The following is a 17,321-nucleotide window of genomic DNA, read 5'->3' on the forward strand; positions in this document are numbered from 1 at the left end:
GGTCGTCCAGGCCGACACGGCGCACGTGACCCTCCCCGCCCGGCGCCCACCATCGCGGGTCTGCCGCCGCTCACCTCAGCCCTCACCGGGCGCGACCAGGACCTCGCCGAACTCCTGGCGTCGCTCGCACGGCCCGCCGATGCTGACGGTCACCGGTCTCGGCGGGATCGGCAAGACGACGCCAGCGGTCGCGGTCGGCCACGCGCTGCTCGGCGCCGGGCACTTCGGCGCGGCCTTCCTCGTGGACCTCCTCGGCACCGCCGCCCGGGCCGCCCGCGCGGACGACGACCGCGTCACCACCGACCCGGCGGCCGCCCAGCGGATCGCGGCGCTGTGCGGTCACCTCCCGCTCGCCCTGCGCCTCGCCGCCGCCCAACGCGTCCTGGACCCGCATCTGCGCCCGGACGAACTCGCCGACGACCTGGCCGATCGCGCCGCCCGGCTGGACCTGCCGGACGACGGCGAGGTCGGCATCCGCGTCGTGCCGGACCGCTCGCACCGGCGGCTCACCGCGCCGCAGGCGGAGCTGTTCCGGCTCCTGGCCCTCGACCCCGGCCCCGACATCTCCACTGAGGCGGTCGCCGCCCTGGCGGATGCGAAGGTCCGCGAGGTCCGCTCCCGGCTCGCCCGCCTCGTCGGCAGCGCCCTCGTCGAGCAGAGCGCGGGTGGCGGCCACCGGTGTCCACACCGTGGCCGTGCGGCTGTCCGCGTCGCTGGTCGGCCACCTGCTCCGGTGGTCCCGGGGCGACGACGCCGTCGCGGTGGTTCGCAGAGTCGCTGACGGCCTTCGGGAACGCCCGCGAGGTCAACCGGGAACTCGGCGACCACCCGGGTGAGGGCAGTACCCGGACCACACTCCAAGCCGTGTTCACGGACCTCGGCCGAACCCACGACGCCGAGGAGGCCCGGCAGCAGTCGGAGCGCGCCTTCGCCGAGGCCTGCGCCTCGCTCTCCGAAAGCATTGCGATCATCACATCCCAGCAGGTCGGCGATGCCGGTGCCGAGCAGGCCTGAGCCAGTACAGTCACCCCATGGAGTTCCGTGAAGACATCCTGGGTGCCCCCTACGAGGCGGCCGAGCTGACGCTGCGGCCGGACGACGAGGGGCCGGTGTGCGCGACGCTCGTGCGGCGGCTGGTGCCCGGGTCGGAGCGGGCGGTGCTGTACGTCCACGGGTACAACGACTACTTCTTCCAGACCAACCTCGCGGACCACTACACCGCGCTCGGGTTCTCCTTCTACGCCCTCGACCTGCGCAAGTACGGCCGCTCGCTGCGCCCGCACCAGTCGCCGAACTTCGTGCGCCACCTCGCCGAGTACGACGAGGAGATCGACGAGGCGGTCCGGATCATCCGCGAGCTGGACGGCCACCGGCAGCTGCTGCTGAACGGGCACTCCACCGGCGGCCTCATCGGCGCGCTGTGGGCCGGCCGGCGGGCCGGGCGCGGGCTGGTGGACGGGCTGTTCCTGAACAGCCCGTTCCTGTCGATGCCGACCGGGCCGGCCGTCCGCGCGCTCGGCGGGCCGCCCCTGACGGCGCTCGGGCGGCTGGCGCCGACCCGCGTCCTGCCGTCCGCGCTCAACCCGCACTACACCCACAGCCTGCACAAGGACCACCAGGGCGAGTGGGACTTCGACCTCACTCTCAAGCGCCCCGAGAGCTTCCCGCTGTACGCGGGGTGGCTGTCGGCGATCCACCAGGGCCACCGGCGGCTGCGGCAGGGGCTGGGGATCGACGTGCCGGTGCTGCTGATGGCCTCGACCCGCTCCATCTCCACCACCAAGTGGCACAACGCGCTGCACCACGCGGACGCCGTGCTGCGCGCCGACGACATCGCCGCGCAGGGCCCCCGGCTGGGCCGGCACGTCACCATCGTGCGGATCGAGGGCGGCATGCACGACCTGGTGCTCTCCGGCGAGGCGGCCCGCACCGAGGTGTTCGCCGAGCTGGACCACTGGCTCGCCGCCTACCTGGACGTCGAGCCCGTGGCAGCGCGGCACGCCGGAGAGAACGCGTGACCTTCGGGCAGCAGGGGCACGACTCGTACGACAGGGACGAGTCGCACGACTCGCACGACGAGCCGGTGCCGGTCGGGCGACAGACCGACCTGGGCTTCGCCAAGCTCATGCCCGACCTCGACCGGGACGGCGGCTGGCTGCTCACCCTCGACGGCACCCCGCAGTCGTACGTCGACCTCGCCGACCCCACCCACCTGGAGTTCGAGTACACCCGGCGCCTCGGCCACCTCGCCGACGCCCTGGCCCCCGCCGGGCAGCCGCTGGACGCGCTGCACCTCGGCGGCGGCGCCCTCACCCTGCCCCGCTACCTGGCCGCCACCCGGCCCGGCTCGCGTCAGCGGGTGGTGGAGGTCGACGGGCCGCTGCTGGAACTGGTCGCCGAGCACCTGCCCTGGCAGGGCCCCGGCGCGGACATCACCGCGACCGTCGGCGACGCCCGGGCGGCGCTCGCCGAGGTCCCGGCCGGCTCCCAGGACCTGGTGATCGCCGACGTCTTCCACGGCTCGCGCACCCCCGCCCACCTCACCTCGGTGGAGTTCCTGCGGCTGGCGGCGGCCGCGCTGCGCCCCGGCGGCTGCTACGCCGCGAACCTGGCGGACGGCCCGCCGCTGGCCTTCGCCAAGGCGCAGGCGGCGACGGTGCGGGCGGTGTTCCCGTACGTCTGCCTGGTGGCGGAGGCGCCGGTGCTGCGCGGCCGCCGGTACGGCAACATCCTGCTGGCCGGTTCGACGGCGCCGCTGCCGGTCGCCGAGCTGACCCGGCTGCTCGCGGGCGACATCTTCCCGGCCCGGCTCACCGAGGGGGAGGACCTGGCGGCCCTGGTCGGCCGGACCGCCCCGGTCACCGACGCCGAGGCCACCGACTCCCCGCCCCCGCCGGACGGCGCCTTCAGCATCGGCTGAGGCCCCGAGGCCCTGAGGCCCCGAGGCCCCGCCCCGGCGGCCCGGGCACGGAAATCCGCTGGTCCTGCCCCGTCCCCGCCGATAGCGTGCGGGGACGATCCCGGAGGAGGCGAGACGATGCGGCCGCTGCTGCTGGTGGACGTCGACGGACCGCTGAACCCGTACGCGGCGAAGCCGTACCGGCGGCCCGAGGGCTACCGGACCCACCGCCTGATGACACCGCGCTGGGCGGCGGCCGAGCGCCGCCGGCTCACCGCGTGGGGCCTTCCCCACAAGCCCCCGAAGCCGCTGCGGGTCTGGCTCAACCCGGCCCACGGGCCGGCCCTCGCCGCGCTGCCCTTCGACCTGGTCTGGGCGACGACCTGGGAAGAGGAAGCCAATACCTTCATCGCGCCCCTCCTGGGACTGCCCGCCCTGCCGTACCTCGCCTGGTCCGAGCCCCGGCCCGAGCCGGACGGCGGGGTGTTCTGGAAGACCCCGGAGATCGTCGCCTGGGCGCAGGGCCGCCCGTTCGCCTGGGTCGACGACCTGATCACGGACGCGGACCGCGCCTGGGTCGCCGCCCACCACGACGGGCCGGCCCTTCTCCACCACGTCGACCCGAGGGCCGGCCTGACGGCGGAGGACTTCGCCCGGCTGGCGGACTGGTCGAAAGGGCGATGCGAAGAGGACCGGTTGCCGACTACAGGTGACCGTCACCGCCAAGTTCGTCACCGGCCGGCGCCTCGTCATTCGCCTCACGACCGGCGCGCTGCCCGCTCGACGTGAGATAGACGCAGTAGCCGAACAGTGCTGCGATGACGAGAACTCCCACGGCGGTCAGCACCACCCACACGACCTGGTGGTAGTTCAAGCCGGCCTCCAGGACCTGGCCCAGCCCCGCGATGCTCATCCCGGCGATGAACGCCAGCAGGGTGTCCACCTTCACCCGCTGGCGACGCTCTGCGGCCTTGCGGTCCTCCTTCTCGCTCTCCCTCCGTTCGCTGGCCAGCTTCTCGATCGCACCCGTCAGCTGCTCCTGGGTGACCTCGGTGATCGAACGCGAGAGTTCGTCGGCCTTGCGCTGGTAGCCGGACGCCTTCAACAGCACGTCCAGCCGCTGTGCCGCCAAGGGCGAGGCCAGCAGCGACGGCGATCGGAGTAGTGCACTTTTCGCCCGGACGTCGACGGCCAGCCGGTCCAGTTTCAGCTTCTCCTCGTCCAACCGGTCGGAGAGCTTCCTGAGCGCAGCGCTGCTGGCCTGGGGACCCAGCGCATCGGCCTCGTCCTCGCGTGCCTTCGCGTCCCGGTGATGCTTGGCAAGGTCCGTGGACCAGCCCTCGAGCAGCCCGTCCAAGGAGGACGCGAACTCCAGGATCGAGCCCCAGAAGTCCCGGACGAAGGCCGGCAGACCGAGGGAGATCAGAAGCGTGGTGTTGCAGGTTCGCAAGACCCACTCCCCCGTGGTGCCCGTGATCTCCGGCGACGCCGGGTGTGCCTTCGCATACCGGACCCACTCCGCCATCGATCCGATCAGGCTCGGTGCCGGACTCGTAAGGATGTGCGCGCCCACCGCCGTGACGAACTGATCGCTCGTCCGGATCTCCGAGCGATCCCGGCCGGCCGGTCCGACGACCGTATGGGCGGCGGTCACCTCCATGACCACCTGGTACAGCCCCGGTCGGCACACGACCGCTCGTTCTGCCTCCGGCCGCACCGACAGCGAGTCCTGCGCCAAGTCCATCGCCAGGTCCGACAACCGGGGCCACCACCGCCGGCCACGGTCCGTGCTGACATCAGTTGTGCGGTCGAATCCGATGTGCAGCGCCCCGGCCTCCGGTCCGGCCCAGAAGAGCATGGCGAACAGCTCGACCGCTGAGACGTCGACCAGGTCCGCTTCGAACCGCACGTAGTGGTTCCCCAGCAGCGAGAGCCGTACCTGGACGCCGAGTCTGGCCAGCGTCCGACCGTTCGGCGCACGGACGACGGCGTCCGGCATCACCACCAGCGCACCGTCGTAGCGGCGGCCCAGGCTGTCATGGCTCTTCCACACGTCATCGAGATCGAGCGAGCCGTGCGCCCTGACCGGGCCGGTGCCGACAAGTGGCCAATACGGCGCCCCGTCCTGCCCGACTGCGTTGACCAGGTCAGCGGCCTCCACTCCGCGCACGGCGAACGGGTAGAGATAGATCAGCTTTCCACGCCCCACTCGCAGCCACCGACCCACTGCTCGCCCCTGCAACTCGAGCAGGTCGTACCGGAGCGCGCGCAACGTACTCACGCTGTCCTCGTCGTCCCCGAGGGCCTCGTCCGTCTCGGCCCGGCGCAACGCCTCGACCGCGGGGCTGAGTGAGTCACCCGAGGCGTAGAACGCGGCGAGCGCTCGTGTGGCCATGGCCATCGCGCGTTGCCAGTGGTCGTACCGCCGCCCCCGCTTCATGACCTGGTCCACCACGTCACTGTGAATCCGGCGGAACCGCTCCGAAACACCTCGTACAAGCCGGACTGCCCGCCGAGCCCACAAGGACGCTTCGTCCGCCGTGTCCGCTTGGATGTCGAGCAGGCCGCCGGTCATGGCCTCCTCGGAGCGGATCTGCGCAGCCAGGCTCCACATCAGTGCACGGACGGCCGCTTCCGCTGTGAGTTCGTCCGGAGAACGAGGTGCGTGAACAGAGGCCAGGCACCTCTCGGTCCCGTGCAAGGTGCCCAGCAAGCGGTCGAACGTGTAGGAGAGCTGCCAGGCCTGCTCCACCTCGTTCAGTACCACCAGCAGCAGCCGCGCCACACCGCCCGGGGTATCGGATACCTGTCGCACGCACGGCCCCACCGTGCGGTCCACCAGCTTCTCGTACGTCGGCGTCGAGCCGGTGTCATCGGCTTGCGGCGGCCGCCCGGCGCCCCGGTCCGACCGGCTCTCCCCGTCCGGTGACCCCGCGTTCCAGCGGGGCAGCCGCCAGATGATCCCGGTGTCCACGCCTCGCTGCGACAGCCAGTCGTACAGCGATTCCACACGGCCATCCTCCCACCGCGCGATCTACCAGTCAGGAGGGGAGACCGGAGACTGTCGAGGCGACGACGAGTCGTCGCGCGGTACGTGTCCAGCCGTGACGGTCTCGCCCGTGTGCAATGGCTCGGGCCGCTCTCCTTGACCTATGCCTGGAGTGGGTCGTCCGTGGGCGCGTGCCGCACCGCGTGCGCCCCTGTTGGGGCGGATGCGCCCCCTCGCGGTGGTCGGCGCGTCGGCGGGAGGGGAGGGAGGGGCGGGGTGTCAGAATCGGCGGGTTCATGCCCATGACGGGACCACGTCCGAAGGAGCGAACGATGAGTGGCGGCGGGGTGCGGCCGGAGCTGGAACAGGTGCCGGAGACGGCGCTGTGGACGCTGTGGCACCGGGCGCTGGAGGCGCGGCGGGCGGACACCGTGCTGCCGGACCCGAAGGCGGTCGAGCTGGTGGACCGGATCGACTACCCGTTCGCGGAGCGGTTCGGGGAGAACGCGTTGGTGAGCCAGCTCCAGGCGCTGCGGGCGGCCTGCTTCGACCGCGAGGTGGGCGACTTCCTGATCCGCTGCCCGCGCGGCACCGTGGTCGGGCTGGGTGACGGGCTGGAGACCCAGGCCTGGCGGGTCGACAACGGGCGGGCGGACTGGCTGTCCGTGGACCTGCCGGAGACCGCCGCGCTGCGGCGGCGGCTGCTGCCGCCGGACGAGCGGCACCGGATCGTCGCCCACTCGGTCACCGACCTGGGCTGGATGGACGAGGTGGACCCGGCGAACGGGGTGCTGCTGAGCGCCGAGGGACTGCTGATGTACCTGCGGCCGCAGGAGGTCCGCGACCTGATCGCGGCCTGCGCCGAGCGCTTCCCCGGCGGGGCCATGGTGCTGGACGCGGTGCCGCGCTGGTTCAGCCGGCGGGCCGTCGAGGGCAAGCTCCGGGACCGGTGCTATCAGGCCCCGCCGATGCCGTTCGGGATGGACGCGGACGAGCGCGGCCGGCTGGCCACCGCGCACCCCCGCGTCACCGACCTGCGCGAGGTGTACCCGGAGGGCGGGCGCTGGCCGGTGAGCGCCCTGCTGCCGCTGGCGCGCCGGATCAAGCAGCGCCCGTCCGTGGTCGCACTGCGCTTTGCCGAATCTTGAAGAAACGCCGGCCGACCTGGAACCATGGGCCCGGGGCGTACGTCGTAACCACGGGTGATCGGCCGGGGGGACAGGCCGCCCGGCACGTTAGGCTCGCTCTGGGGGAGCGGCCTGGGTGCCGCCATCGGACGAACTGCCGGGACGGGCACGCGGCTCCAGGGGGAGCGCGGCCGGTCCCGTCCTGCCACGGAGGGACTGGCCTTGCACATCGACGCCTGGATCGAGGGGATTCCGCCGACGGCGGTGTACGCCGTGGTCGGTCTGATCATCGGACTGGAATCGCTGGGCATTCCCCTGCCCGGCGAGATCGCCCTGGTCACGGCGTCCCTCATGGCCGTCAAGGGTGTGGTGAGCCCGTGGGGCGTCGCGATCTGTGCGATCGCCGGCGCGATCATCGGCGACTCGATCGGCTACTCGATCGGCCGCAAGGGCGGCAAGCCGCTCTTCGAGAAGCTCGGACGCAAGTTCCCCAAGCACTTCGGGCCCTCGCACCTGGCCACCGCCGAGCGCTCGTTCCAGAAGTGGGGCATGTGGGCGGTCTTCTTCGGCCGGTTCATCGCCCTGCTGCGCATCTTCGCCGGTCCGCTCGCGGGCGCGCTGAAGATGCCGTACTGGAAGTTCCTGATCGCCAACGTGCTGGGCGGCATCGTCTGGGCCGGCGGTACGACGCTGCTGATCTACAAGGTCGGCAAGAGCATCGAGCCCTGGCTGTCCCGGTTCTCCTGGGCGGGCCTGGGGGCGGCGCTGGTGATCGGCGTGCTCTCGGCCTGGATCATGAAGCGCCGCGCCGCCAAGACCCACGCCAGGATCGAGGCGGAGGAGGCCGCGGAGGCGGCCAAGGCCGGCGCCGCGGCCGAGTAGCCGGGCGGGTCGGCCGGACACGGACCGATCGCTGGTCCGGCCGGTCCTCGATCGGTTGTCCGTAACCGTCGTCGTGGTGCCCTCGGGCCCTCGGAGTAGCATCGGCCGGGTACCTGCCGATCTTGCACTCCGGAGGGCCCGATGTCTTTGCAGCCGACCTGGGACGCCGTGGACGCGTACTTCTCCGAGCAGCTGGTCGGGCACGACGCGGTGCTGGAGCAGGCCGTGGCCGCCGCCGACGCGGCCGGGCTGCCGAGGATCGCGGTGGCCCCCAACCAGGGCAAGCTGCTCCACCTGCTGGCACTGGCCCAGGGCGCGAAGCGGATCCTGGAGGTCGGTACGCTCGGCGGATACAGCGCGATCTGGCTGGCCCGGGCGCTGCCCGTGGACGGCACCCTGCTGACCCTGGAGCTGAACCCCCGACACGCCGAGGTCGCCCGGGACAACCTGGCGGCCGCCGGGCTGGCCGGGGTCGCCGAGGTACGGGCGGGACGGGCCGCCGACTCGCTGGCCGCGCTGGTGGAGCAGGGCGTGGAGCCGTTCGACCTGGTCTTCATCGACGCCGACAAGCCGAGCAACCCGGAGTACTTCCGCCGGGCGCTCCAGCTGACCCGGCCCGGGTCGCTGATCATCGTCGACAACGTGGTGCGCGGCGGCGCGGTCGCCGACCCGGCCAGCACCGACCCTGCGGTGCTCGGCACCCGCGCGCTGCACGAGCTGATCGCGGCCGAGCCGACGGTCACCGCGACCTCGGTGCAGACGGTCGGCAGCAAGGGCTACGACGGCTTCACCCTGGCCCGCGTCCAGGGCTGAACCCCGCCGGGGACGCCCGCCGGGGACGTCCGCCGGAAACACTCGAATGACGTGAACACTCGAACATCGGAGAACGGAGACATCGTGCGGATCGGACTGCTGGGAACCGGCCCCTGGGCGGAGCGGGTGCACGCGCCCGTCCTGGCCGAGCACCCCGGGCTGGAGTTCACCGGCGTCTGGGGCCGCCGACCGGAGGCGGCCGAGGAGCTGGGCGCCGCGTACGGCGTGCCCGGGTACGCGGACCTCGACCGGCTGCTGGCCGAGGTGGACGCGGTCTCCATCGCGCTGCCCCCGACCGTGCAGGCGGGCCTCGCGGTGCGGGCCGCCGAGGCCGGCTGCCACCTGCTGTTGGACAAGCCGGTCGCGCTGACCGTGCCGGACGCCGAGGCCGTGGCCAAGGCGGTGCGCGAGCACAAGGTCGCCTCGGTGGTCTTCTTCACCGTGCGCTTCGGCGGCGAGCAGATCCCGTGGATCGAGCGGCAGGCGGAGCTCGGCGGCTGGTTCACCGGCCGCTCGGACTGGCTAGGCTCGGTGTTCGCCCCCGGCAGCAGCAGCCCGTACGCGGCCTCACCGTGGCGGGTGGAGAAGGGCGCGCTGTGGGACGTCGGCCCGCACGCGCTGTCCGTGCTGCTGCCGGTGCTGGGCGACGCCACCCGGGTGACGGCGGCGGCCGGACCGCTGGACACCGTGCACCTGGTGGTGCGGCACGCCGGCGGCGCCTCCAGCACGCTCGCGCTCAGCCTGACCGCGCCGCTCGCGGCGGGCGGGACGGGCATGGAGCTGCGCGGCGAGCACGGCGTGGTGCAGCTGCCCGCGCGGGGCGAGGGCCCGGTCGCGGCGCTGCACCGGGCGCTGGACGCCCTCCAGGCCTCGGCCGCCTCCGGCGAGCCGCACCCCTGCGGGGCGGACTTCGGCCTGCGGGTGGTGGAGATCCTGGCCGCCGCCGAACGCTCGCTGGCGAGCGGCGCCACGGTGGACGTCTGAGCGGTTGAGCGGTTGAGCGGTTGAGCGTCTGAGCCGGTTGAACGTCTGGACATCTGAGCGGTTGAGCGCCTGAGACGGCGTGGCCCGGTGCGGAGCAGGATCCGCACCGGGCCCCGCCGCGTCCCGTGCCTCAGGACGGCGGCAGCTGCGGCGGAGCCGAGGACGGCCGGCGGTCGGTGGGCCGGGCCGGGGGGATGACCGGGGCGTGGAAGTCGCGCGGGCCGGTCCACAGCGCGGGGACGGCGTCGCTGCGGCGGGCCAGTTCGTACGCCAGCGCCTCGTAGTTGACCCGCCAGCCGTGGAAGTGCGCCCAGGCGTCCTCGACCGGCCGCTCGCGCGGGAAGCCGGCCGCGGTGATCATCGCGACCGCGCCCAGGTACTCGGCGTAGGTCAGCCGGATCGGGAGGTCCGGGTCCGGGTCCGGGTCGAAGCCGATCCGCAGCGAGCGCGCGATGTCGCGCAGCGCGGTGAAGCCGGCCCGGAGCACCAGCCGGGCCTCGGGGGGCGCCGAGCGCGGGCAGAGCGCCAGGTGCAGGGCGGCGGCGTCCATCACGGCGATCAGCCCGACCACCCAGCTGCGGTTGGGCTGCGGGGAGCGGAAGGAGAGCAGCACCGGGTAGTTGGAGTGGCTCTCGCCGATGTCGGCGGCCAGCCGCTCCCAGTCCCGGTAGAGCTGGGGGAGCGCGGTCTCGGTGTCCACCAGGGACTGGCGGGCCAGCAGCTCGGGGCCCCAGGCGGGCTCGCCGGCCCGGGACTGGAGCAGCGTCACCTCGGTCTCGCGGCGCTGGTAGGCGGCGTAGAGGGTCGGCAGGTAGGAGATCTGGAGGGCGATCACCAGCGGACCGCTGGAGGCGGCCATGAAGTCGATCGCGGAGAGGTGCAGCCGCTCGCCGCTGGCGAAGCCGAGGGTGAACAGGCTGGACCCCGCCTCGCGCACGGCCACCGACCAGCTGAGTTCGGAGGTGCCGTGCAGCAGCAGGGTGTAGGCGGTCAGCATGCAGCTGAGCCACACCCCGAGCATGCCCAGCAGGACCAGCGGCGCCAGCCAGGTGAGCGCCCGGTCCTGTGCGTGGTACCCGCGGGCCGGTACGGCGGACAGCCGCAGCACGGTGCGCAGCACCCGCCAGAGCCGCATCACCAGCGCCGAGTAGAGCCCGCGCGGCACGACCAGCGTGCGCAGGATGCTGCCGACGACCAGTAGGAGCAGCAGCGCGCCGAGCGCGGTCTCGATCATCCTCATGGCGCCATTCTGGCGGTACGCCGGGGGTGCCGCGGACCGGTTTCCGCACGTCGGCGCCCCCCCGTCGCCGACCGCCCGCCCGGCGCCCGCCCGCCACGCGCCCTGCCCGTCACCGTGTCAGGGGCTCGGAGTATGACCACGATCACACCGAGGCCAGGCGTACGTACTGATGTTCTCATCGCGTCTTGAGTACGGAGGATCAGTCCACGAGCGAATCGGAGACCGGACTGTGCGTGCTCAGCAAGACGGCGGGCCCGAGGACGAGAAGCCCGGACGCCGACGGGGGTGGTTTCCCTGGCGACGCAGGCCGTTCCGGGGGGCGCGTGCGCCCCGGGGGTGGCGCCCCTCGCCGCGGATCGACTACCCGCGCCGCGGACGGCGCGGGATCCGCCGCTGGCTCCCGTCCTGGCGGCAGCTGCTGCTGGCGGGCGGGACCGGCGCGGCGGCGCTGACCGGCTGGCTGGTCTGGTTCTACGTCAATACCGCCGTCCCGGAGGACCTCAACTCCTTCGCCACCCAGCAGAACAACGTCTACTACTGGGCGGACGGCACCGAGATAGCGCGGATCGGCCCGACCAACCGGCAGGAGGTGCCGCTCGGCCAGGTGCCGGAGCACGTCCAGTGGGCGGTGCTCGCCGCCGAGAACGAGACCTTCTACACCGACCCGGGCATCTCCGTGACCGGCATCGGCCGCGCCGTCTCCCAGATGGTCATGGGCGGTGACACCCAGGGCGGCTCCACCATCACCCAGCAGTACGTCAAGAACATCTACCTGAACCAGCGCCAGGACATCTCCCGCAAGCTCAGCGAGATCGTCATCGCGGTCAAGCTGGACGACCGGATGAGCAAGCAGGACATCCTGGCCGGCTACCTCAACACCAGCTGGTTCGGGCGCGGCAGTTACGGCATCGAGCGCGCGGCGGCGGCCTACTACGGCAAGGACGTCTCCCAGCTCGACCCGAGCGAAGGCGCCCTGCTGGCCGCCGTGCTGAAGGGCGCCGGGCAGTACGACCCGGGGGTGGGCCCGGAGAACCACGAGCGGGCCGAGGAGCGCTGGTCCTGGATCCTGGACCGGATGGTGAAGGTCGGCAAGCTGTCCGCCGCCGAGCGCGCCCGGTACACGGTCTTCCCCGAGCCCAGGCCGCAGCCGAAGTCGGCGGGGCTGAGCGGCCAGATCGGGTACCTGGTGGACATGGCCCGCGCCTACGTGGAGAGTCACAGCGACATCACCCCCGCCCAGTTCGACCTCGGCGGCCACCAGATCCGCACCACCTTCGAGAAGCCGAAGGTCGACGCCCTGGCCGCCGCCGTGCGGGAGGGCACCGCGGGGATCGACCCGGACGGCCGGGAGGCCGACAAGCTCCTGAAGGTCGGCGCCGCCTCGGTGGCCCCGGACGGGAGGATCGTCGCGCTCTACGGCGGCCCCGACTACCTGAAGCAGGGCTTCAACAACGCCAACACCACCACCGTGCCCATCGGTTCGGCCTTCACCCCGGTGGTGTACGCGGCCGGGCTCGGCGAGGGGGCGCAGCGCCGGCGGGGCGGCGACCGCACCCCGGTGACGCCCGCCACCCCCTACAACGGCGACGACGGGGTGAACGTGATGACCCCGGAGGGGCCGTACTGGGGGAGGGACGGGAAGATCGTCAAGACCGCCAACGAGGGCAGGCGGAGCTGGGGCACGATCAGCCTGCGGAACGCGGTCGAGCAGTCCGTCAACGGGCCGCTGATGCAGCTCGGCATGGACGTCGGCCTGGACCGGGTGCAGCGGACCGCCACCGACCTCGGCCTGCTCCCCACCAGCCTGGGCGAACTCGTCCCGGCCCTCGGCGTCGGCAACTCCACCCCCAGCGCCGTCCGCACCGCCGACGCGTACGCCACCTTCGCGGCGGGCGGCCGCCACACCGACCCGTACTCGGTGCTCAAGGTCTCCCGCAACGGCGTCCAGCTCCCCCTGCGCCTGCCGGCCGCCGTCCAGGTGCTGGCCCCGGCGGTCGCGGGCGAGGTGGACGCGGCGCTCAAGGGCTCGGTCCGCGACGGCGCCGCCAAGGCCGTGGCGGACGCCGGCCCGAACCTGGCCGCCAAGCCCGGCACCACCGCGGACCGTACGGCGGGGTGGTTCGTCGGCTACGACGGGCAGCTCTCGACGGCGGTCACCGTGTTCCGCGCGGACCTGAAGGACATGAAGCTGCTCTCCCTGGAAGGCCTCGGCGGCGCCACCCCGGACACCTCCGACGCCGCCCTGCCGACCCGCATCTGGTCCACCTACATGAGGTCGACGGCCGCCCGGTAGCCCGCTGCGGGGCCCGTCGAGCGGCGTGCCCCGCAGGTCGCATCCGGAAGTCGGGAGCCAGCGGTGGCAGGGGCCCCTCGCGCTACTAGGCTGAAGCGGATGAAGACGACGTTCGGGCTGTTGGGGCCCCTGACGGTCGCCGTGGACTCGGTGCCGCAGGCGCTGCCGCGGGCCACCGTGCTGCGCGGGCTGCTGGGGGCGCTGCTGCTCGCGGAGGGGGAGCGGCTGCCCGTCGGGCGGCTGCTGGACCTCGTGTGGGCGGGGCAGGCGGACCGGGTCGGGCGGGGCGCGGTGCACACCGGGATGTCGCGGCTGCGTACCTGGCTCGGGCGGTTCGGGGACGAGGCGGTGGCGCTGGAGTCCGACGCGCAGGGCTACCGGCTGGTGACCGGGCCGGACGCGGTGGACCTCGGACGGTTCCGCCGGCTCGCCGCCGACGGGGACCCGGCCGGGGCGATCGGGCTGCGGCGCGGCCCGGTGCTGGCCGGGCTGGAGCGGATCAACCGCGAGGACCCGCTGGTGACGTCCGTGGCGGACGAGGTGCGCGCCACCGTCCTGGCCCTGGCACGGGCCGCGCCGGCCGCCGGAGCGGCCCGGACCGCCGTCCCCGCCCTGACGGCGCTCGCCGAGGAGCACCCGTTCGACGAGCCCGTGCAGGCCGCCCTGTTGGAGCTGCTGGCGGCGGACGGGCGGGCGGCCGAGGCACTGCGCCGCTTCCAGGCGCTGCGCCGGCGGCTGTCCGAGGAGCTCGGGATCGAGCCGGGCGAGCAGGTGCAGAACGTCTTCCTGGCGCTGCTGGCGCACGACCGGGAGGGCGCCCGCACGAGCCCGGGCCCGGCCCGCGTGCCCTCCCAACTCCCCCGCGACATCCCGGACTTCACCGGGCGCGACGAGCAGGTGCGGATCGTCCTGGACGCCCTGGCGGCCGGCCGGGTGCCGGTGATCGCCGGCATGGGCGGCATCGGCAAGACGGCGCTGGCCGTCCACGCCGCGCACCGCGCCGCCGCCGACTACCCCGACGGCCGGCTGTACGCCGACCTGCGCGGGGCCGACGAAACGCCCGCCGATCCGGCCGGCGTCCTGGCCGCCTTCCTGCGCGCCCTCGGCGCCGACCCCCGGGAGATCCCGGCCTCCCTGGAGGAGCGGTCCGCGCTCTACCGCACCCTGCTCGCCGGCCGCCGTATGCTCGTCCTGCTCGACAACGCCGCCGGGGAGCAGCAGATCGGGCCGCTGCTCCCGGGCACCCCGGCGGACGCGGGCGGCACGAGTGAGGTGGGCGAAGCGGGCGCCCGCCCGGCCGTCCTGGTCACCAGCCGCGCCGCGCTCACGGCCCTGCCCGGCTCCCGCCTCGTCGACCTGCACGAACTCGACGCCCCCCACGCGCGGACGCTGCTGCGCCGCATCCTCGGGGACCACCGGGTCGCCGCCGAACCGGTGGCCGCCGCCCAGATCGTCGAACTCTGCGGCGGCATGCCGCTGGCGGTCCGCATCGCCGGGGCCCGGCTGGCCGCCCGGCCGCGCTGGACCCTGGCCCGGCTCGCGCACCTGCTGCGCGACGAACGGCGGCGGCTCGACGAGCTGTCCGCCGGGAACCTCGCCGTACGGGCCGGCTTCGCCGTCGGCTACGCCCGGCTGTCGGAGCCGACCCGCCGGACGTTCCGGCTGCTCGGACTGCTCGACGCGCCCGACTTCGCACCGTGGGCCGCGGCGGCGCTGGCCGGCATCCCGCCGGAGCGGGCCGAGCGGCAGCTGGAAGAACTGATCGACGCCCAACTGCTGCAGGAGACCGGCACGGAGCCGCACCTGCGCTACCGCTTCCACGACCTCGTCCGGCTCTACGCGCGCGAGCACGCCGAGGCCGCCGACGAACCGGCCGTACGCGCCGCCGCGCTCGAACGGGCCTTCGGTGCCTGGCTCTGGCTGGCCGAGCAGGCGGCCGACCAGGTGCCCGGGCCGTGCTTCGCGCCGATCCACGGCGCCGCGCCGCGCCACCCGATGCCGTCCGGCCTCGCGGCGGCACTGCTGGACGACCCGATGGCCTGGTTCGACGCCGAGCAGCCGGCCCTGACCGCGAGCGCCCGGCAGGCCGCCGCGCTGCGCATGGTGCCGATGGCCTGGGACCTGGCCGCCTGCCAGGAGAAGTACTGCGACGTGCGCGGCCTGTACGACGAGTGGCGCACCACCCACCTGGCCGTCCTCCAGGCCTGCCGCTCGGCCGGCGACGGCCTGGGCACGGCCGTGCTCACCCGCGGCCTGATCGAGGTGACGACCTGGACCACCCCGGCCGACGGCTCCGGGACGGCCGTCGACCTGGCGGACGGCTCCCAGACGATGGTCGCCCTGGCGGACCGCGCCCGGCACCTCCAGCATCTGTTCGAGCAGGTGGGGGAACCGCGCGGGACCGCCGACGCCCTCGTCCTGACCGCGTGGAGCCTGGTGGCCCAGGGCCGCGAGCAGGAGGCCCTGGACGCCGGCCGCCGCGCCCTGGACCTCGCCGCCGCCCACGACCACCCGGGCGGCGAGGCCCGGGCCCACCAGATCATCGCCATCGCTTACGGGGAAACGGACCTCGACCGCACGATCGAGCACCTCACCGAGACGCTGCGACTGGCGCGGCTGATCGGCAACACCCGCTTCGAGGCGACCGCGATCCAGTTCCTGGGAGCGGCCCACGGCCGGGCCGGCCAGGTGGAGCGCGGCGGCGAACTGCTGCTCCGCTCGCTCGCCATGGCCCGCTCCCTCAAGGACCGCTACGTCGAGGCGTTCTCGCTGCTCTACCTGGCCGTGCTGTACGCGGCCACCGGAGACGGCCGGGCCCGCGAGACGGCCGAGGCGGCACTGGCCATCGCCCGCCGCTTCGACCTGGGACACCACCTCGCCCAGGCGCTCGGCATCCTCGGGGAGCTGGACCTGGCGGCGGGGGACCACGCCTCGGCGGTCGCGCACCTGGAGGAGTCCGTCCTGGTGTGGCGTGCCCGCGGCTGGCGCTCCTTCCTCGCGGAGGCGCTCCGCGCGCTCGGCCGGGCGTACGAGGCGGCCGGGCTGCCCGAGTCGGCGGCGCGGGTGCTGGCGGAGGCGCGGGAGCTGAGCGACATCCGGTAGCGGCGGGCCGGGGACGCCGGCGGTCCTACCGTCATACGGGCTTACCGCCTCACCGCCGTCGTACCGGTCGCCGGGCAATCGGTAAGCATTCGGTAAGACGCCCCTGCCTAGGCTCGATCCCCACGGCACAGGACAGGCGCACGCACCCGGCCCCAGGCCCGGTCGACGCGCCCGTCCGGTACCCGCCGCATGGGCAGCCGGTCGGGTCCGCGCAGGGGACGGACCCGGCCGGAGGCACATCCAGCGGCCCGCGATCGCGGGACGGCCCGGCGTCCGGGGCCATGGGCCGGGTGTCAGGCGAGGGTGCTCAGGCCGTCACGGTGCGCCAGGTGCTACGGGCAGGCCTCGCCGAACTTCACGGCCGTGACGCTGACCGGCTGGCCCGTGAGGGCGGCACCCGGCGCCGGGTCCTGGCCGCACACCTGCCAGTTCGACTGCACCAGGATGACCCGGTTCTTCGGGCTGGCGTCCTTCGAGCTGAGCGAGGTGTTGCCCGGCAGCGAGTCCCGTACCACCGAGACCGCCTTGCCCTTGAAGTCGGGCATGGTGGATCCGGCCTTGGTGGGCCCGCTGGCGCCCTGGTCCTGGGCGGGGCAGCTCTCGTCCAGCTTCACCGCCCCCATGTCGATCTTCGTGCTGGTGGGGTGCTCGCCCGGAGCCGGATTCTGCGTGCAGACCTTCCAGTTGCGGTCGGAGATCTGGTTGCGGTCGCGCCCGAGCGCATCGTGACTGGTCAGGAGGAAGAACCCGGCGGCCTGCGCGGTGTCCTGGGCGGACTGCAGCCCCATACCGACGAAGTTCGGGAGCGCGGCCGTCCTGGCGGCGGCCGCAGGAGCGCCGGTTGCGGAAGCACCGGCAACCGGCGCACCGGCAACCGGCGCACCGGCAACCGGCGCACCGGCAGCGGGCGCGGCCGGTGACGGGGCGTCGGCCGCCCTCGGGCTCGCCGTGGTACCGGCGGCGCCGCTACCGGTGGAGTCCTTCGGATCGCA

The 17,321-nt window shown here is 73.7% G+C and carries 13 protein-coding genes and 1 pseudogene; 11 read left to right on the forward strand and 3 right to left on the reverse strand.

What is annotated here, in order from left to right; translation table 11 throughout:
- Nucleotides 1-139 precede the first annotated feature (139 nt).
- From ACZ7RU_RS09485 to ACZ7RU_RS09505, 5 genes and pseudogenes are all read left to right on the forward strand, one after another.
- Nucleotides 140-781 (forward strand): hypothetical protein, encoded by a 642-nt coding sequence (locus ACZ7RU_RS09485; protein ID WP_470340292.1) that lies wholly within the window; start codon nucleotides 140-142, stop codon nucleotides 779-781.
- Nucleotides 782-864: 83 nt separating this feature from the next.
- Nucleotides 865-1,014 carry a hypothetical protein gene (locus ACZ7RU_RS09490; protein ID WP_470340293.1) on the forward strand — a complete coding sequence of 50 codons (150 nt, stop codon included), beginning with the start codon at nucleotides 865-867 and terminating at the stop codon, nucleotides 1,012-1,014.
- A 17-nt stretch (nucleotides 1,015-1,031) separates the two neighbouring features.
- Nucleotides 1,032-2,018, forward strand: a complete 987-nt coding sequence (locus ACZ7RU_RS09495; protein ID WP_470340294.1) for an alpha/beta hydrolase — start codon at nucleotides 1,032-1,034, stop codon at nucleotides 2,016-2,018.
- 107 nt (nucleotides 2,019-2,125) lie between these two features.
- On the forward strand, nucleotides 2,126-2,920 hold the full coding sequence (locus tag ACZ7RU_RS09500; protein WP_470340585.1) for a spermidine synthase: 795 nt from the start codon (nucleotides 2,126-2,128) through the stop codon (nucleotides 2,918-2,920).
- A gap of 117 nt (nucleotides 2,921-3,037) precedes the next feature.
- A pseudogene (locus ACZ7RU_RS09505) lies at nucleotides 3,038-3,574 on the forward strand (HAD domain-containing protein); the annotation flags it as partial.
- A gap of 28 nt (nucleotides 3,575-3,602) precedes the next feature.
- Here the strand turns inward: ACZ7RU_RS09505 and ACZ7RU_RS09510 are convergent.
- Nucleotides 3,603-5,909 (reverse strand): hypothetical protein, encoded by a 2,307-nt coding sequence (locus ACZ7RU_RS09510; RefSeq protein ID WP_470340295.1) that lies wholly within the window; start codon nucleotides 5,907-5,909, stop codon nucleotides 3,603-3,605.
- 311 nt (nucleotides 5,910-6,220) lie between these two features.
- Between ACZ7RU_RS09510 and ACZ7RU_RS09515 the strand changes: the two genes are divergently transcribed.
- The 4 genes from ACZ7RU_RS09515 to ACZ7RU_RS09530 all read left to right on the forward strand — a co-directional run bounded on the left by ACZ7RU_RS09515 (nucleotide 6,221) and on the right by ACZ7RU_RS09530 (nucleotide 9,694).
- The gene (locus ACZ7RU_RS09515; RefSeq protein ID WP_470340296.1) at nucleotides 6,221-7,036 is read left to right on the forward strand and encodes a class I SAM-dependent methyltransferase; all 816 of its coding nucleotides are present in this window, start codon (nucleotides 6,221-6,223) and stop codon (nucleotides 7,034-7,036) included.
- 201 nt (nucleotides 7,037-7,237) lie between these two features.
- On the forward strand, nucleotides 7,238-7,897 hold the full coding sequence (locus tag ACZ7RU_RS09520; RefSeq protein WP_470340297.1) for a DedA family protein: 660 nt from the start codon (nucleotides 7,238-7,240) through the stop codon (nucleotides 7,895-7,897).
- A gap of 141 nt (nucleotides 7,898-8,038) precedes the next feature.
- A complete protein-coding gene (locus ACZ7RU_RS09525; RefSeq protein WP_470340298.1) occupies nucleotides 8,039-8,710 on the forward strand; it encodes an O-methyltransferase in 672 nt (223 codons plus the stop codon).
- Nucleotides 8,711-8,794: 84 nt separating this feature from the next.
- Nucleotides 8,795-9,694 (forward strand): Gfo/Idh/MocA family protein, encoded by a 900-nt coding sequence (locus ACZ7RU_RS09530; RefSeq protein WP_470340586.1) that lies wholly within the window; start codon nucleotides 8,795-8,797, stop codon nucleotides 9,692-9,694.
- Between the two features lie 130 nt (nucleotides 9,695-9,824).
- On the opposite strand, the gene ACZ7RU_RS09535 is transcribed toward ACZ7RU_RS09530, so the two are convergent.
- A complete protein-coding gene (locus ACZ7RU_RS09535; RefSeq protein ID WP_470340299.1) occupies nucleotides 9,825-10,934 on the reverse strand; it encodes a hypothetical protein in 1,110 nt (369 codons plus the stop codon).
- Nucleotides 10,935-11,163: 229 nt separating this feature from the next.
- Here ACZ7RU_RS09535 and ACZ7RU_RS09540 point away from each other — a divergent pair, with 229 nt between their 5' ends.
- Both ACZ7RU_RS09540 and ACZ7RU_RS09545 read left to right on the forward strand, forming a co-directional pair.
- Nucleotides 11,164-13,227 (forward strand): transglycosylase domain-containing protein, encoded by a 2,064-nt coding sequence (locus tag ACZ7RU_RS09540; RefSeq protein WP_470340300.1) that lies wholly within the window; start codon nucleotides 11,164-11,166, stop codon nucleotides 13,225-13,227.
- 99 nt (nucleotides 13,228-13,326) lie between these two features.
- The gene (locus ACZ7RU_RS09545; protein ID WP_470340301.1) at nucleotides 13,327-16,329 is read left to right on the forward strand and encodes an ATP-binding protein; all 3,003 of its coding nucleotides are present in this window, start codon (nucleotides 13,327-13,329) and stop codon (nucleotides 16,327-16,329) included.
- 332 nt (nucleotides 16,330-16,661) lie between these two features.
- Here the strand turns inward: ACZ7RU_RS09545 and ACZ7RU_RS09550 are convergent, their stop codons facing one another.
- Nucleotides 16,662-17,117 (reverse strand): PASTA domain-containing protein, encoded by a 456-nt coding sequence (locus tag ACZ7RU_RS09550; RefSeq protein WP_470340302.1) that lies wholly within the window; start codon nucleotides 17,115-17,117, stop codon nucleotides 16,662-16,664.
- Between the last annotated feature and the right edge of the window lie 204 nt (nucleotides 17,118-17,321).

Source organism: Kitasatospora sp. NPDC114501, from assembly GCF_055633695.1.

Bases quoted from the DNA above. Each gene is read 5' to 3' on its own strand.
- ACZ7RU_RS09485 (WP_470340292.1), top strand. From the start codon at position 140: ATGCTGACGGTCACCGGTCTCGGCGGGATCGGCAAGACGACGCCAGCG.
- ACZ7RU_RS09545 (WP_470340301.1), top strand. From the start codon at position 13,327: ATGAAGACGACGTTCGGGCTGTTGGGGCCCCTGACGGTCGCCGTGGAC.
- ACZ7RU_RS09550 (WP_470340302.1), bottom strand. From the start codon at position 17,117: ATGGGGCTGCAGTCCGCCCAGGACACCGCGCAGGCCGCCGGGTTCTTC.
- ACZ7RU_RS09535 (WP_470340299.1), bottom strand. From the start codon at position 10,934: ATGAGGATGATCGAGACCGCGCTCGGCGCGCTGCTGCTCCTACTGGTC.
- ACZ7RU_RS09500 (WP_470340585.1), top strand. From the start codon at position 2,126: ATGCCCGACCTCGACCGGGACGGCGGCTGGCTGCTCACCCTCGACGGC.
- ACZ7RU_RS09515 (WP_470340296.1), top strand. From the start codon at position 6,221: ATGAGTGGCGGCGGGGTGCGGCCGGAGCTGGAACAGGTGCCGGAGACG.
- ACZ7RU_RS09525 (WP_470340298.1), top strand. From the start codon at position 8,039: ATGTCTTTGCAGCCGACCTGGGACGCCGTGGACGCGTACTTCTCCGAG.
- ACZ7RU_RS09495 (WP_470340294.1), top strand. From the start codon at position 1,032: ATGGAGTTCCGTGAAGACATCCTGGGTGCCCCCTACGAGGCGGCCGAG.